Origin of the sequence: Wolbachia endosymbiont of Onchocerca gibsoni, from assembly GCF_029169405.1 — a bacterium.
Taxonomy (GTDB): domain Bacteria; phylum Pseudomonadota; class Alphaproteobacteria; order Rickettsiales; family Anaplasmataceae; genus Wolbachia.
The window spans coordinates 946,651-962,888 of sequence record NZ_JABUMP010000001.1 but is presented as its reverse complement, the minus strand read 5'-3'; the positions used below and the strand labels follow the sequence as shown (position 1 = coordinate 962,888).

15 protein-coding genes are annotated in these 16,238 nt (G+C 31.6%); 4 read left to right on the top strand and 11 right to left on the bottom strand.

The genetic code is table 11. From position 1 onward, the window contains the following. Window positions 1-42: 42 nt before the first annotated feature. The 7 genes from mtaB to yajC form a co-directional block, all read right to left on the bottom strand. On the bottom strand, window positions 43-1,269 hold the full coding sequence (mtaB, locus tag HSX44_RS03760; protein WP_275602366.1) for a tRNA (N(6)-L-threonylcarbamoyladenosine(37)-C(2))-methylthiotransferase MtaB: 1,227 nt from the start codon (window positions 1,267-1,269) through the stop codon (window positions 43-45). A gap of 184 nt (window positions 1,270-1,453) precedes the next feature. Then, on the bottom strand, window positions 1,454-1,807 hold the full coding sequence (locus HSX44_RS03755) for an Asp-tRNA(Asn)/Glu-tRNA(Gln) amidotransferase subunit GatC (protein WP_275602365.1): 354 nt from the start codon (window positions 1,805-1,807) through the stop codon (window positions 1,454-1,456). Further along, window positions 1,797-2,723, bottom strand: coding sequence for a ribose-phosphate diphosphokinase (locus HSX44_RS03750; RefSeq protein ID WP_275602364.1), 927 nt, complete (start codon window positions 2,721-2,723; stop codon window positions 1,797-1,799). The genes HSX44_RS03755 and HSX44_RS03750 overlap by 11 nt, the downstream gene beginning before the upstream one ends. Before the next feature lie 567 nt (window positions 2,724-3,290). Next, complete coding sequence (locus HSX44_RS03745; RefSeq protein ID WP_275602363.1) at window positions 3,291-4,115, bottom strand: 3'-5' exonuclease; 825 nt, start codon at window positions 4,113-4,115, stop codon at window positions 3,291-3,293. Next, window positions 4,108-5,031, bottom strand: coding sequence for a GTPase Era (gene era / locus HSX44_RS03740; protein WP_275602362.1), 924 nt, complete (start codon window positions 5,029-5,031; stop codon window positions 4,108-4,110). Before era ends, HSX44_RS03745 begins: the two co-directional genes overlap by 8 nt. 749 nt (window positions 5,032-5,780) lie before the next feature. Further along, the gene (locus HSX44_RS03735) at window positions 5,781-5,921 is read right to left on the bottom strand and encodes a hypothetical protein (RefSeq protein WP_275602361.1); all 141 of its coding nucleotides are present in this window, start codon (window positions 5,919-5,921) and stop codon (window positions 5,781-5,783) included. A gap of 1,164 nt (window positions 5,922-7,085) precedes the next feature. Continuing rightward, the gene (yajC, locus tag HSX44_RS03730; RefSeq protein ID WP_275602360.1) at window positions 7,086-7,511 is read right to left on the bottom strand and encodes a preprotein translocase subunit YajC; all 426 of its coding nucleotides are present in this window, start codon (window positions 7,509-7,511) and stop codon (window positions 7,086-7,088) included. A gap of 164 nt (window positions 7,512-7,675) precedes the next feature. On the opposite strand from yajC, the gene HSX44_RS03725 reads away from it, so the two are divergent. The 3 genes from HSX44_RS03725 (at window position 7,676) to HSX44_RS03715 (ending at window position 10,712) form a co-directional block, all read left to right on the top strand. After that, window positions 7,676-8,260 carry an L-threonylcarbamoyladenylate synthase gene (locus tag HSX44_RS03725; RefSeq protein WP_338063369.1) on the top strand — a complete coding sequence of 195 codons (585 nt, stop codon included), beginning with the start codon at window positions 7,676-7,678 and terminating at the stop codon, window positions 8,258-8,260. A 22-nt stretch (window positions 8,261-8,282) separates the two neighbouring features. After that, the gene (locus HSX44_RS03720; protein WP_275602358.1) at window positions 8,283-9,113 is read left to right on the top strand and encodes a DNA polymerase III subunit delta'; all 831 of its coding nucleotides are present in this window, start codon (window positions 8,283-8,285) and stop codon (window positions 9,111-9,113) included. Between the two features lie 918 nt (window positions 9,114-10,031). After that, entirely contained in the window at window positions 10,032-10,712 is a 681-nt protein-coding gene (locus HSX44_RS03715) for a VirB8/TrbF family protein (protein ID WP_275602357.1), read from the top strand. Between the two features lies 1 nt (window position 10,713). On the opposite strand, the gene HSX44_RS03710 is transcribed toward HSX44_RS03715, so the two are convergent. The 4 genes from HSX44_RS03710 to HSX44_RS03695 all read right to left on the bottom strand — a co-directional run bounded on the left by HSX44_RS03710 (window position 10,714) and on the right by HSX44_RS03695 (window position 14,771). Beyond that, the gene (locus HSX44_RS03710; RefSeq protein WP_275602356.1) at window positions 10,714-11,310 is read right to left on the bottom strand and encodes a ribonuclease HII; all 597 of its coding nucleotides are present in this window, start codon (window positions 11,308-11,310) and stop codon (window positions 10,714-10,716) included. Between the two features lie 6 nt (window positions 11,311-11,316). Beyond that, a complete protein-coding gene (mraY, locus tag HSX44_RS03705) occupies window positions 11,317-12,297 on the bottom strand; it encodes a phospho-N-acetylmuramoyl-pentapeptide-transferase (RefSeq protein WP_275602355.1) in 981 nt (326 codons plus the stop codon). Window positions 12,298-12,367: 70 nt separating this feature from the next. Beyond that, window positions 12,368-14,491 (bottom strand): FtsK/SpoIIIE family DNA translocase, encoded by a 2,124-nt coding sequence (locus HSX44_RS03700; RefSeq protein ID WP_275602354.1) that lies wholly within the window; start codon window positions 14,489-14,491, stop codon window positions 12,368-12,370. A gap of 4 nt (window positions 14,492-14,495) precedes the next feature. Continuing rightward, window positions 14,496-14,771, bottom strand: coding sequence for a YggT family protein (locus HSX44_RS03695; RefSeq protein WP_275602353.1), 276 nt, complete (start codon window positions 14,769-14,771; stop codon window positions 14,496-14,498). Between the two features lie 309 nt (window positions 14,772-15,080). On the opposite strand from HSX44_RS03695, the gene dnaN reads away from it, so the two are divergent. After that, window positions 15,081-16,238, top strand: a complete 1,158-nt coding sequence (gene dnaN / locus HSX44_RS03690; protein ID WP_275602352.1) for a DNA polymerase III subunit beta — start codon at window positions 15,081-15,083, stop codon at window positions 16,236-16,238.

Here is a 16,238-nt window from a genome sequence, read left to right as displayed (position 1 = left end):
ATAATTTTTGATATTACTATACATTTCTCTTGTATTAAAAAGTCAGGAAAGAATACTTCCGATTAAATGATTTTTTTCTATTCCTATAACATTAGCTTCCACAATACTTTTGACCTGAGCCTTTGATAAGAGCTTTACTGGTGCAAAATTTTCTGCTCTGCCAATATTATTTTGTTCAACCAGAACACTTTGTTTAGTACCTATCAAAGATTGATAAAAATTATCTATCATTTCTTTATTCATTCTTCTCAAGTTCTTTATCCGCTCTTTACGCACATTCTCTGGCACTTGTGGCATCCGTGCTGCAGGTGTGTTTTTCCGCTTTGAATATGGAAAAGCATGCAAGTAAACTATGTTTGCTTCCTTTAAGAGATTCACCGTATCCTGAAACATTTCATCAGTTTCTGTTGGGAACCCAGCGATAATATCAGCACCAAATGCCATATCAGATCTTAAGTTTTTTACTTTATGGCAAAATTCTATCACTTGTTCCCTGCTATGACGACGTTTCATTCTTTTTAGGATTAAATTATTGCCAGATTGTAAGCTTAAGTGCAAATGTGGTGTAAACCTTGGCTCGTTGACTATTAAGTCCATTAATTCATTGTCGACTTCAGCAACATCAATAGAAGAAAGTCTAAGCCTTCTTAATTCTGGAACATCCTTTAAAACTCTCTTGATCATTGAACCAAGCGAAGGTTTGCCAAATAGATCTGTACCAAAATCAGTGATATCAACTCCTGTAAACACTACTTCCTGATAATCATTTGCTACAAAAATCTTGATTTGCTCAATAATACTGCTTACTGGCGTGGATCGGTTATTTCCTCTTGCTTTAGTGATTGAGCAAAATGTGCAACTATGATTACAGCCGTTTTGGATTTTAATAAATGCTCTTGACTTATCTTCAAATTTATTAATTAAAAGAGTACTTGGTTGGTTACCATTGACTAATATCTTATCATTATTTAGCAAATAACTTGAAGCCTTTAGCTTATCTTGATTATTCAATACTTTGCTTACACCAGGGATGTTACTGTACGATTCAGGATCTAATTGAACGGCACAACCAACTACAATAATCTCTTTGTTTGGATTATTTTTATGAATCTTACGTATTTTTTGCTTTACCTGACGTTCTGCTTCATTTGTTACTGCACAGCTATGTACTACAATGATATTTTCTCTTTTTGCTTTTCTTAGTTCTTCTTTGATTAGTTCGCTTTCATAAAAATTTAGACGACAACCAAACGTTATTACCTCATTCATGCTAGACTTTAATAGACTTTATAATTTTATTATATCAAATGTTCAAGCAAAGTCATTGAACCTTTCAATTATAATAAACAACTCTATATTTTCATTGACTAAGTTATACTTTTGGGTGAGATTATATTCAAGGCCGTATAGATTTTTTACTGTTTTTTTTAGAAAGTTTAGTGCCAGCTTTACTTTAATCGCTTATAGCCTTTGGCACTACAAAATATCCATGTTCAGATTTTGTGTTGGATAATATTTCTTCTTTAATATTTTGAGAATCGACAACATCATCGTGCACGTGAATGACCTTGTCTATAGCACCATAGCGTACAGGGGAAACACCTTCAGTATTAACTTGCAATAAAGTATCATGTATCCAATCCAACATTGTTAACTCCTTGGAGTAATGCTCAATTTCATCATTTGATAATTTAATTCTTACAAGTTGTGCAATTTTAAGCATTTCTTCTTTTGTAATTGTTACTTTTCTCTTATTTACAAATTCTATTAGTGAAGTGATTACATCCTCTGTTGACTTAATTGGCATCTTTATCTCCTTGAATGAAACGAGTTAAAATATTTGCGATCGAAACAACTTTTATTTTACCAGTTTTTTCGAGTTTATGAAGTATAGTATCTGTAATTACTAATTTATCTAGAGAAGAGGAACAGATTTTTTCAACTGCATTTCCTGAAAGGACGCTATGTGTTACGCATGAAATTACAGATCTTGCTCCGTAACTTTTTAAAGCAGAAGCTGCATTACATAATGTTCCACCAGAATCAACTATATCGTCAACAATAACACAATTTTTACTTGTCACCTCTCCTACTATGTTCATTACTTGAGATGTGCCTGCTTTTTCTCTATATTTATCTATTATAATGATCTCATCACTCAATTTTATCTTATGCTCTTTCTCTAAAGTCTTTGCAAAAGCACGCGCTCTACCGATTGCTCCAACATCAGGTGCAACTATTGCTAAATTTTCTGTGTGTGTAGATTCAACAAATACTTCAAAGCAGCTCAAATTGGTTATTGGTACATCGAAAAACCCTTCGATTTGATTTGAATGCAAATCGATGACTGCGACACTGCTTGTACCTGCAGTTTGAATGAGATTTGCGGCTAATTTAGCACCTAAAGCAGATTGCATATTATTATTTTTAATAGTCCTATCTTGTCTACTATATCCATAATAAGGAATGATTGTTGTTATTCTTTTAGCTCCTAATCTTTTTACTGTATCAATTGTAAGCAGAAGCTCCATAAGATTATCATTTGCAGGAGAAGAAATTGACTGTATTATATATACCTCTTGATCATAGACATCGTCTTTTACGTGTACGTTCATCTCACCATCTGCAAATCTTGATACCTGAACAATGGATGATTGAATATTTAGCTTGTTAACTATTGATTTTCCTAATTCTTTACTAGCACTACCTATTATTATCTTCATAATTTGCCGATCGAACTTATAGATTATACAAAAATTGTAAGATAATGGAAATATGGATTAAGTGTAAAATCCTCTTAACAAAATTTGCTCTAATGATAAAAAATATTCATTTTTCTTCAATCTGTGCAGAATTCAGTGAAGTGACTATTGTATAGCAATTAGGGTTTCTTTTTCCTTTTTCTCTATTTGATAAATTTCTTGGGTGTTTATAAGTTAATTTCAATTATAAATGAACATTTGCTATTTATAATAGAAGATGCTATTTTGACGCGTAGCACTGAAATCTGATTTTTATTATACAACCACTTAATTGAAAGTGAGTTTTCCTAAGTTCTGGGAACAAGGAAGGACTTGGAGATGCTATTATAAAGTGACATTAAATTTCCAGCATCACGTACTAGGACGTCATTATAGGTGGCTACTTTCATTATGCCAGCGTAAAAAGTGTTAGTACTTGGACTATACTCTCCTGGTAGACTTAAATTATGGTATTAGTACAATTGTAGTTTTTGTGTATAGAATAAAGCTATAGTAAGAATAGCATATAATTTGAATCTACTAGTTGCTTTAGAATTTAATATAAAACTTTCCATCACAGATCATTTCCCATTCTTCTTTAAATTTTTTTAAATGTGCCTTTTTTTCACATTCCGAGAGAAGCTCTTCTACATTTTTGTTATAACTTTCAGTAGTTATTCTTCCTTGATGATGCATAAATCGTAGGTAAATCAGGTAAGTGTTAACTACATCTGTTTCACAATAATTTCGAATTTCTTGTATCTTACCACTGTCATATAAGTCCATAACTTGTGACCCATCAACTCCAGTTTTACCAGGGAGATTAAGTACTGCACAAACTTCATTCATTTTTACTTTCGCAGAGGCTCCGAAATCAGAGAGAGACTCAAGTAGATCACAATGCCAATCACTACTATATCTTTGATTGTAGCTATTCCACTTGTCGCCAGCTTTATAAAAGTATTCTGCTTGAATGCCATGGACCATGGCACGGTATTTTAGCACCGGCATATCAAAAGTACGCCCATTAAATGAGATCAATCTCGGTCTTTTCTCTGATATGTAACTGAAAAATCCCTTCACTAGTTCTTTTTCACTAGAATTTAGTGTACCACCAGAACTAATTTCTTGTAGTTTGAATGTCTCATAACCATTCCTGTAGCTTATACTGCAGGATAAAAAACTGATAACTACAATATGATGGAGAAGCTGATGAAGGAAAGGATTGTATCCATTTGTTATTTCGAGATGATACTTTGTCAATGCATCTCTTTTCTCTTTCATACTACTACTATCACTGATATTAAGGAGATTCTTGCAGGAGCTTACATCTGGTATAGTTTCAATGTCAAACACCAGTAAGGAATTAAGCATTACTTATATATTCCTCAGGGTGGTCAATCCAAGACCGTACTTTTACAAATAAAAATAGATGGACTTTGCGCTTAAATAATTTTTCTAGTTCAGCGCGTGCATCGATACCAATTTTTTTAATGCAGCTACCATTCTTTCCTAGCACTATTTTTTTATGACTCTTTTTTAGCACAAATATGATCTGTTTTATGACTAAACTCTTATCTTTTTTTTCTTGAAATTGTTCAGTTATGATAGCTATAGAATATGGTAATTCCTCACGTAAATTCAAGGATAATTTTTCTCTTGTGGTTTCTGCTGATAAGAAATTTGCAGAAGAATCAGTTACTTGATCTTTCCTATAAAACCAAGGGCTCACTGGTGCAATTTCGGATAAGTAATTCATCAAATTAGAAAGTCCATTACTTTTTAGTGCTGATATTACAAAAATCTTTTCAAATCTATAAAGCAAACTCAAATCTTTGCAGGCCATTTTTATCTCAGGCTTTTTTACCAGATCAACCTTATTGATAACCAAAATGCATCTTGCTTTTGTGTGCTGTAATTGTGTGAATATGATTTTGATTCTCTTCATATTTTTAAAGTAATTGCTTACATCAATGAGTAACAAAGTAATATCATCACTTTTGATTGCTGACCATGCAGATTTAACTAGAGCTTTTTCAAGTTTTGTTCCTGCTAAAAAGATTCCTGGAGAATCAGTAAAGATAATTTGTGTTTCATTAAATATTGTAATACCCTTTATTTGTGTCCTGGTTGTTTGTGCTTTTGGAGTAACAATTGCGATCTTTCTACCTACAATGCTATTAATTAGTGTAGACTTTCCAGCATTGGGTAACCCGGCTATAGTAACAAATAAACATTTTTGTTTNNTTTCACGAAATAGATTGTAAAGAAAACTGAAGTTTAGTGTCAAGCATACAACAGTATAGATTTTCTATAAGGAGTTGACCATGGAATGAATGGGGCTCACTAACTGACTTAAGCAGTATTATTTTTTGTTTATTAGAACCTTTTGACTTAGTTATAAAGGTATAACTCAGAAGAGTTTATTTATGACAGAATAATTTGATGGATATGAAAGTATTGTATTATAGCTAACACTGGATGAATTGTTCGGCAATAACAGACTTAGTTAAATTTCTTGAATACATCAGCATCTAATACTTTTTTTATTGCAGTTGAGTATAAGCAAGGAATTATATAGCTATACTATATAGATTACTTAGGGATAAAATAACTATCAGTACCTAGGAGTTTGCACAACTATCTATACAAGCTTCTCTTTAAAATGAGACTTTTTGCTTATCGCTTAAGCAAGCACTTTACTTTTTATTATAATAATTTCTTGTGTATTGGATAATATCTTAAAAAATAAATTATCGTGTGGGATGCTTATTATAACAAATACAGATGAATCTATTAAAGCAATTGAACTGTGTTTATCTTTCCTGTTGTGATGCAGGTGATATTAATATGTGAAAGATCTTTTATCTTTAACATATCTTCCATTGTAACTCCATATGAGCTTCTCTGTAGATTGAAATAGTGCTGCTGTGTTCTAGTATACTGCCTGATACAGGTTGTACTTTTGCTATGTTTAAAACATGCTTAATATATTTAGGGATAGAGTTAATAGTATTACTTAACTACTTTATTCTTTTCTTACTTAAATGTACCTTTTATTTTTGTAAACTCTAAAACAAAGCATGCTAAAACCAAAACCGTGAGTTGTGCAGAAAGAGTTTTTGTTGAAGCGACATCAATTTCTGGTCTAGTACGAGTATGTAATACAACATCTGACATTTTTTGATGTCACTATTTAATGTATTAGTTATGCTAATGGTTATTTATTCTGTAATTTTCCATAGCATAGCGCTTCTATAATATCTCTAGTTTTGGAGATTAAGAGCTAAATAACCTTAACTTCTTTCTTCTAGTCTTATGTTGCTATGTCTAAATTTTGATATGAAATTTCTAAATATGCCAGGATTTGAGCAACACCTTTCAGGTAATACTTCGCTATTAATATAGTTAAATAAGATGATTCACGTTCGACTATAGTAATATGACTTAGCTTAGAAAATAGTTTTTCGTTAGCAGATATTGATTCTGTATACTTTTTATAAAATTGATTTTGTTGTTTTATTTAATGTGTGAGGTTGCTTGAAAATTTCTTTTAACGTGAAGCTAGGGGTAACCATTTTTGCTAATTAAAAAATTGTTCGGACTATTACTTTCTGTGTTACGTTCAAACCGTACATCGTTATTATATATGACAACTATGCTGAACTTTATTACTGCAATGTCACCATCTTCCGGATGGGATATTCTTTTTGCTAGGTGCTTAAAGTATTAGAATCGGACGTAGCAAATAAAGTATTATAGTTATAGCTTATTGTTAAAGGTGGATTTCTTTTTGCAACAAGTAAAGCATCTAGGTATTCTGCAAATAATAAGACTAAAGCGAATGAGCTATGTAAATTGCTTGAGCTATTAGATAGAGAATCAATAGGCAAAAGCCCATTATTAAGATATATAGTTAATATATTTAGTATAACTTCCGTATCAGTGTCAATATGAAACTGTATTTCCTTTTTTCTAAGTTATTTTTTAGCAAATTGCAATTCTCAGTTATTCCGTTATGGAAATAATAATGTTATTTGTATAGATAGGATGAACCTTTTTAAGGTCTGAACTCTGTGCCCAGCGAGCATGTACTATGCTAACTGTGTACCGCTGGACATTTTGCTATTATCAACAACCTCAATAACTTTTCAACTCTGTTTTTTGATTTTTGACTTCCATCTTGCTTTATTGTTTATATTACTATATCTGAAAAATAATACTTGCCATATTCAAACCTCCGCAATCCGATTAGTAAAGTTGGTATTATCAAATTGTCATCACTTACTACATCAAATATCCCACACACAACAAAGTTTTAGAGTTACAAAGTGTTTTTTACTTTTACTTTGTTTTATCCTTTTTTACTTTTGTCTGACTGACTTTTATTTTTTTGTCTTCCTTCTCGATTTTATTCTTTTCAGTTGGTTTGACTACTACTTTTCGAACTTCTTTATTTAAAACTTCAGATATAGCAGATTTTAGAACTTTTATTTCGACCTTTGGCGCTATTTCTATTACAAACTGTGCATTTGCTTCGTCAAGCTTGTTGACTTCGCCTATTATTCCACCGGAAGTAACAACAGTATCACCACGCTTTACTTGATCTATCATTTTTTTAAGTTCTTTTAATTTTTTGTAGTGTGGGCGAATAATAAAAAAATAAAACACTACAACTATTAAAATCAGTGGGATAAGATTAGCAAAAGATGCACCAATGCTTGATGCATTGCTAGCTTTATCTGCTGCAAGAACTTTAGAAGTGAACATATTTAACCTAGTTTATTAGTGGTAAATTTAAGTAAACCTGCTTGAGTATTAACTATAATATCATTTCATGTCAAGTTTGGTAGAAGAAAGTAATATTGTAAAAGTTACGTAAAATTATTTACTTCATATAAAAAATAATTACTGTGAATGTAAGTTTTAACTATATGATACCTAGAATAGTGAATGCTATACGGAATAACTTGTTGGTATGTTTTCCAACAGAAACGATTTATGCTCTTGCTTGCAATGCACTAGATAGCAGAGCTATAAAAAAAATATACCAAGTGAAGAAGCGTTCTCGAAATAAACCACTATCTATATTCGTTAATGATATTTCCAGTTTGGCGAGAATAGCAAAGCTAGAGGAAAAGTATACTAGTTTAGTAAATCACTTTTCTCCTGGGCCAATTACCTATATTTTACCGCTTAAAAATAACAACATATTACCAAATGAATTCTTTAAAGGTAGCGTAGGTATAAGAATTCCTGATCATCCTATTGTAATTTCAATATTGAATGAACTGAAAACTCCACTAGTTGCAACTAGTGTAAATATTTCAGGAGAACAAGGTGCATATAAAGCTAGCGGTATACCTAAATCTATCAAACAGCATTTATCAGCAGTAGCTGAAGATGATAAATTAGTTTCTGGTATAGAGTCTACTATTATTGACTTAACTCAAGATAAGATTGAGGTTATAAGGGAGGGTATGATTTCGCTTCAAATGATAAGTGAGATATACTTTTGAATAGAAGTATCTTGAAAGAAGAATGAAAAAGGTAATAGGGCACGATCAAGCTAAGAAGAAGTTAATGAATAACTTATCTGTTCAATCTTGGTTAATCTGCGGTAAAAAAGGTATAGGAAAAGCAACACTAGCAAAATCTTTTTCTAATTGGTTTCTTGTGGGAGATTGCAATGAGGTAGCGTTAGATTTGCACGTTGTTGAGGGTGATATAATAGGAGTAGAAATGGTGAGAGAAATGAAAAATTTTCTGCACTTAAGCCCTATTCAATCGAAATACAAGGTTGCTATAATAGATGGTTTAGAGGTGATGACAAGGAATGCTAGAAATGCAATATTAAAAATTCTAGAAGAACCGCCAGAAAACTCTAAGATATTTATAGTGAGCCATAAGCCATACAATATACAAACTACTATTAAGTATAGATGCTTTCAGCTAAATTTACTGCCACTGACCTACGATGAAACAAAGCAAATTGTTTCATCTCAATGTAAATTTGATGATCAAACGTTTAATGAAATTATTACTTTATTTCCTGGGATACCGGGAATGATAATAAGTGCAATAAGTAGCGATAATTATGAATCGTGTAGGTCCTTTTATAAATTCCTTCCTAATTTAAATAATCCTGAATTGATTCATAAAGTAATTAATAGCAAAATTGAGCTGGAATTAGTATCATATATGATTCAAACCTTCATTTTAGAAAGTATAAAGAAAGGTGTGAGTGATGTTAGAGTTCTGCTAAGTCAATGGAGAAAAATAGATGAGCTTTTTGTTGCTGCTGAACAACTACACTTAGATAGAAAGCATGTTTTAGCTAATGCAATTAATATCATTGCATCAATTTTATGAAAATATAGTATAGTACTTTTAATTTGAATTTATGGTTAAATCCTATTAATTTGGTGTTTGAGGTGCCCAATTTAATTGGGAATAGTTAAGTATATGGTAATCAGTAGAGTTTTTAGCGGGTGCTATGTTGGGGTATATGTAAAAAGAATCAAACTTGGTTAAAAATATAGTTGTAGGTTAAGGAGTAACATTAAATNGAAAAGGGGAAGTAGTTGTTAAATGGTATATTTACGAAGTTAGCTTTGAGCTAATACTGTAATTAGTGTATTTATCTTGTCCGAATGGTGTTGGTTGTTATATACTCGGTGATAGGTTTGTTATACGCAATCATATTATAAAGAAAAGATAAAAATTCCTGGTGGTTTCCATTATTTAAAGATTATTAAGTTAAATGATAGTAATTGTTAATTAATGTTTTATTATATTATAAGTTATGAGTTTTTTGAATATAAAAAGTATGGTCCACAATGTTTCAATTTTTCAGATGAATATAAATTTGTAGATTTTGGTAATGTAAAAAAGATTGTGATTTAAATTTAAGGAATATTTTGGTTATGTACTTAAGTTTTTGCTACATAGAGGCTTATCAAACTTAGGTTACAAGATTATATTATTGGTTTTATTTGAGTTAATCAAAAATAGATTAGTAAGAAAAGCTGGGATCCTTGCTAATGAGTTTGTTATTTTGATCATCGAAATAAGTTACGTTATTATAATTACCACAAAAAAGTTTAGATGATAATATCTCTGATCTTAGAAGTTTTGATGCAAAAATGATAAATATAGATATTAGCAGAATTGATAAATTTTACCTTATTGCAGAACGAGGTAATATAATCATTTATTTTTTAAAAAATTTAGATATAATTCAAATTTTTTGAATTTTATTATTGTAGTAATTAAGCTTAGTTCTTTGTTATGGAAGACAGACTGTTTAAATCAGTAAAAAACAAGAGTTATTTTAATAAAGCGGTTGAATGGTATTGTCATAGATATCTGTTTTGTGTAGTAGAAAGGTCTTGGATGACGGTTATGGTATTATTTCTTTTGGTATGCTTATGTTTATTACTGCTGAATATATACTTGTTGTTTCCTGTTAAAAAAGATTTAAACTTTGTTAGATATGCAACTCACACAGAAGGTGAGTTTTCTGTAATGCATAAGCTGAATTCCAATAAGAGGAAAGATGAATATATTTCTACGGCTAAGTACTTAATAAGTAAGTATATTAAGGTATATGAATCTAATAAAGATGTTGAACCAGAATACCAAAAAAATTTTATAAAAAACAATTCTACACATAGAATCTATCAAAGTTTTCAAGAAAAAGTGAATAATGAAGCTAGTGATTTGTCTTTGTCTAAAAGAAAAATTACTAATATAAATGTGATAAAATTATCTATTAACCGATCAGTTGAAGATCTAATAGCATTTTCAGGAAATGCTACTGTGGTTTTTGTAATTGAGCAAAATAAAAAGGCGAGAAATCAAATTGTTGATATCAACTTTACTTTGTCCAACATAAAAGCAACTCTAGATGGTATAATCCCATTTAAATTTATTGTTGATGGTTATAAATATGAGGTGAACGCATATTAGTTTAGCGCAGTTTTAAAATGGGCATAAAGCTTTCTCTATGATGTTCTGTAATACCATATATCTCGATGGTTTCTATGTGCTCTTTTGTTCCATATCCTTTATTTTTATACCAATTATATTCTGGGTACTGATGATGCAATTCTTGCATCAGTTGATCTCTTGTAATTTTTGCAATGATCGATGCTGCCGCAATTGATATACTCAAACTATCACCGTTTACTATAGACTTTGTTTGCCATTTTATTTTAGGTGGTTGGTTACCGTCAACTAGCACGTAATCTAATTCTAATCTTAAGTCTATCAACGCACGTTGCATTGAAAGTTTTGTTGCTTGCAAAATATTATATGAATTTATTTCCTTCACACTTGCTATCCCTATACCAAATTTTGCAGTAGATATTATTTTTTCATACAGAACTTGCCTACTTTTAGCAGTTAATTTTTTTGAGTCGTTAATTCCTTTAATGGTTGTATTTCTGTTGGTGAATACTACTGCTGCGGATATTACTGGACCAGCTAGTGATCCTCTTCCAACTTCATCTACTCCTGCTACTATTCCTGATAACTCATTTTCTAATGTAAAGTCCGGGTATGTCATAAGTTTCTATAACAAGAAAGCTACAGTAAAGGTTGAACAAGTAATAGTAATTATCCAGAATTTTACAACTATTTCATTTTCTAACCACCCATTCTCTTCAAAATGGTGGTGTATTGGTGTCATGAGAAAAATTCTTTTCCCTTTTCCATGTTTAAACTTTGTATATTTAAAGTATGATATCTGAATGATAACAGACAAAGTTTCCATAACAAAGATTGCTCCGATAATAGCGAAAAGCACTTCCCTTTTAATTAGAACACTAATCAATCCTAAGGCTGCACCGATTGATAAGCTGCCAACGTCACCCATAAATATTTTTGCTGGGTGGGTATTAAACCACAAGAAACTTAAAATTGCTCCTATAAAAGCAATACAGAATAAAATGATGCTCATACTTGCTTGAGTTACGTGCGCGATTAATCCCAAAGAAACAAAAGAAGTGATAGATTGAGTTGCAGCAAGGCCATCAAGGCCATCTGTGAGATTTACAGCGTTAGCAGAACCGACAATTACAAATGTAGCGAATGGGACATATAGATAGCCAAAGTCAATTGTTATTTCCCTAAATAAAAACGTTTTTGTAGAACCTTCAGCAAGATATGGCTTAAATATAAACATAATAACAAGAACAACTATAAATTGGATAAATATTTTAGTTTTCGCTCTTAAACCTTGATGGGTGTATGCTTTTAATTTTAAATAATCGTCAATAAATCCGATCAGAGCAAAAAAGAAAATCATAAATACCAGCAATAGAGTTTCTGGCGTTAATTGAGTCCAAAGTAAAACTGGTAATGAAGTAGAGATCAGTATTATTATCCCACCTATAGTAGGAGTGTTTCTCTTTGTGATTAAATGGCTTTCTGGTCCGCATGACCTAATCGGTTGTCCACCTTTGCTAATTTTTTTTAGAAACTTTATAAAGTAAGGGTAGAAAATGAACCCAAAAATGAACGAGTTGAAAAATATTTTTGTAGGCAAACCCATTTTATTTTGCTTCAATTAGGTATTATATCAGCTACTTATAGGTACCATAGTGCGGATGGTTTGAAAGGAGTCATTCNGTTAATATTTCTCTTTTTCCTAAGTAATTTGGAGCGCTGACAACGCCCTCTTTTTCCATTCTTTCAACAATACTTGCAGCTCTATTATATCCTATTTTAAGCTGTCTCTGAATGTAACTAGTTGAGACTTTTCGATCCCTCTGGATGATAGCCACTGCTTGTTTGTATAGATCATTTTCTTCATTATCTGTTTCACCATCAAACTCTGCAGAAGAATTTTCATCTTCTTTTATGATTTCTTTCATGTAATTTGGTTCACCTTGCTTTTTTAGATGGTTGACTATATTTTGCACTTCATCATCGCTTACAAATGGGCCGTGAACTCGAATAATCTTACCACCAGAGGCCATATAAAGCATATCACCCATACCGAGCAATTGTTCAGCTCCTTGTTCACCAAGTATTGTACGACTATCTATTTTAGAGGTAACAGCAAAACTGATTCTCGTTGGAAAGTTTGCTTTTATCACACCTGTTATTACATCTACAGATGGACGTTGTGTTGCCATTATAATATGTATTCCTGCAGCACGAGCCATCTGAGCTAAGCGTTGAATAGAGCGTTCTATATCCTTACCAGCAACAAGCATTAAGTCTGCCATTTCATCTACAATCACTACAATGTATGGAAATGTTTCCATTTTAATTGGCATTTTTTCAAATAGAGGCTTACCTGTTGTTGAGTTGAAGCCAATTTGTACAACACGTTCTAGTTCTGTTCCACTATTCATTGCTTCTGTAATCTTTTTGTTATAGCTTATTATATTACGCACGCTTAAATATGACATCATGCGATAGCGATTTTCCATTTCTTTTATTATCCACTTAAGAGCAATCACAGCTTTTTTTGGCTCTGTTACTACTGGTGTTATTAGATGCGGTATTTTATCATATATTGAAAGTTCAAGCATTTTAGGGTCAATCATTATCATCTTACACTCATTAGGATTTAATCGATAAACGAGTGAAAGAACCATAGTATTAATCGCAACTGACTTACCTGATCCTGTGGTTCCAGCAACAAGCAAGTGTGGCATTTTTGCTAAATCGACAATAATTGGTTTCCCGCTTATTTCTTTACCGAGTGCAATTGGAAGATTTAAGTTTGCATTTTGATACTCTGGCGATTCGAGTAAGTCACGTAGCATCACAATCTCTCGTTCCTTGTTTGGTAATTCTATTCCCATGGCATTTTGTCCACGAACTATTGAAATTCGTGCAGAGACTGCACTCATTGAGCGTGCAATATCATCTGCAAGNCCAATTACTCTTGCAGATTTTGTACCAGCTCGTGGTTCAAGTTTATATAAAGTTACAACCGGTCCATAACACACATTGATAATTTTCCCTTGTACACCAAAATCATTAAGAACTTGTTTCAATAAAGATAAGTTCTTATTGCTCTCCGTTTCATTCGGCTGATTTCTCTGTAAAGATTTCTCTGCTTTGGAAAGTAAATGAATGCTTGGAAATTCAAATTTACTGAGGGGTATAAAAATCTTTTTGGTGGCTTTGTTCTGTCTTCCTTTTAGTTGTTGTTTAGCAGTAATTTGAGATCTGTGTTTTTCTTCTATTACTGATGGAATAATTAAATATTCAATAATTTTATGTAATCTGAAAAATAAAACCTTTGCAGAGAGATATGCTACTTTTTTATATAAGAAGAATAGAAAGTTAGTCATTCTCTTCCAGCCAATTAACCCTATTATACCTATTGATGCTGTTATTGTAAATATATAAAACGGATAACTACTAATTAAAGCATTTCCCACTATCCCACTGTGCATGTACTTTGCAGTAATGCTGAGTGAAAGTTGTGATAATGTAGCGCATATTCCTAGATTGATTAATGTTAAGTAGAGAATTTTTGATAACTTTTTTGATGGCCTAAAGATCAAAAAATAAACTACAGTTGTAACTACTGTAATACTAGCTAATCCAAGAAATTGAACTAATATATCAGCTGAATATGAACCCACTACCCCACCCAAATTTGTTACTCTTTCATCTGTGACTGTGTTTAAAGATGAGTCTTTATAATTATAGCTAAGAACTGATATGTATATATATATTAGCAACAATAGGTATATTACTGACTTCAGGCATTTTTTTAGCATCTACTTAAAAGTAGTAATTTATTGTATATTTTACAAAGTGAATTGTTAACAGCAATATCATTACAGATAAATCTAATCCGTTAAACGGCCGTATGTATCTTCTAATAATCTTTAATGGTGTGTGGGTGAATCGGTTTAAAGTTTGCATCATGCTGCTTATGGTCTCATTATACATGTTGACTATATTAAACTTAATCAACCAGTTCAAGATAACCCAGCATATCAGAGTAAGACTGTAAAGATCAAGTAGCAAGTTAAGTAAATATATAATTGGATGCATACACCGCCTATCACACAAGAATTACATATGAAGATAAATATTTATGGATTCTAAATCAATCCCCTTTCTAAACTCAAAATTTTGTTTTCGTTGCTTTTATCTTTGGTATATTATAATCTGTTATATAACAAATTCGCCATAGTTTTATACTTAAAAACGTTCATACAGTTGTATATAGTATTTAAAGTAGGTTTTTTCACTAATGAGTAGCAGAGTTCTAGTTTACCATCTTGCCGTAAGTCTTGATAAATAGAACTTTACTTTAAGTAGAATGTGAATATCATTTAGAACATATTTTTGGGAATTAGTATGTCAGAGGTTGCAGGTATAAATGTAGAAATCAAAGAGCAGAGTTTTGTCTGTGGGCAAATACGTTTTAGCGTGGGTCGCACAGACCTTTTAAATACGTTATCCAGAATGAGTGGAGTGGTTGAAAAGCGCAATGCAATAGATGTTTTGGCGTGTATAAATATCAAAGCGCAACATAGCAGCATAAAATTAAAGGCCACTGATCTTGATATTTCAATATTTGCCTCACTTGCTGCAGATGTGTTAACGGAAGGAGAAGTAAAAATCTCAGCGCATACTTTACATAATATAGTAAAAAAGCTACCATCTAATTTAGATGTTCATTTTGAAATGAATGATCAGGAGAAATTATTGATATCTTGTGGAAATGCAAACTTTTCCTTACCGAATATAATTTCAAACGACTTTCCTATCCTTGAGGAAGGCAGTCATAAACATGATTTTACTCTACTAAATACGGATCTAGTAGATCTATTAACTAAAACAAAGTTTGCAGTATCACTAGATGATACAAGGTACAATTTAAATGGAGTATATCTGCATACAGATAAGCAATTTTTATACTGTGTTGGAACTGATGGGCATCGATTGTCATGTGTGAGAAAACCAAAACCTGAAAATATTAATAGCGAACTTGGTGTAATCATTCCACGTAAGGCTGTTATGGAGCTGCTGAAAGTATTAGATGATTGCAATGAAGTTAACATAAAGCTTTCAGACAGAAAAATTAAATTTACGTGTGGTGAGTATATTCTAATATCAAAATTGATAGATGGAACTTTTCCAGATTATAAGGCTGTTATTCCGGTATCTCAAGATAAACAAATGATCGTTGAAAGCAGTAGGTTAGCTAGTGTCATAGATCGAATTTCTGTTGTAGTATCTGATAAAATAAAGTTTATTAAATTCTTGTTACAAGAAAAACTATTAACGTTGCACTCAAATTCTCAAGAATGTAATGATGCAACTGAATCTATAGAGGTGGATTATAATGGAACTCCTGTAGAAATAGGATTTAATTCGCGTTATTTGCTTGATGCTTTATCTTGTATAAAAAATAAATGTAAATTTAGCTTAGCTGATGGTAACAATGCTGCAATTATTACTGATGAAAATGATCCAAATGCATTATATATAGTAATGCCAATAAGGACTTAA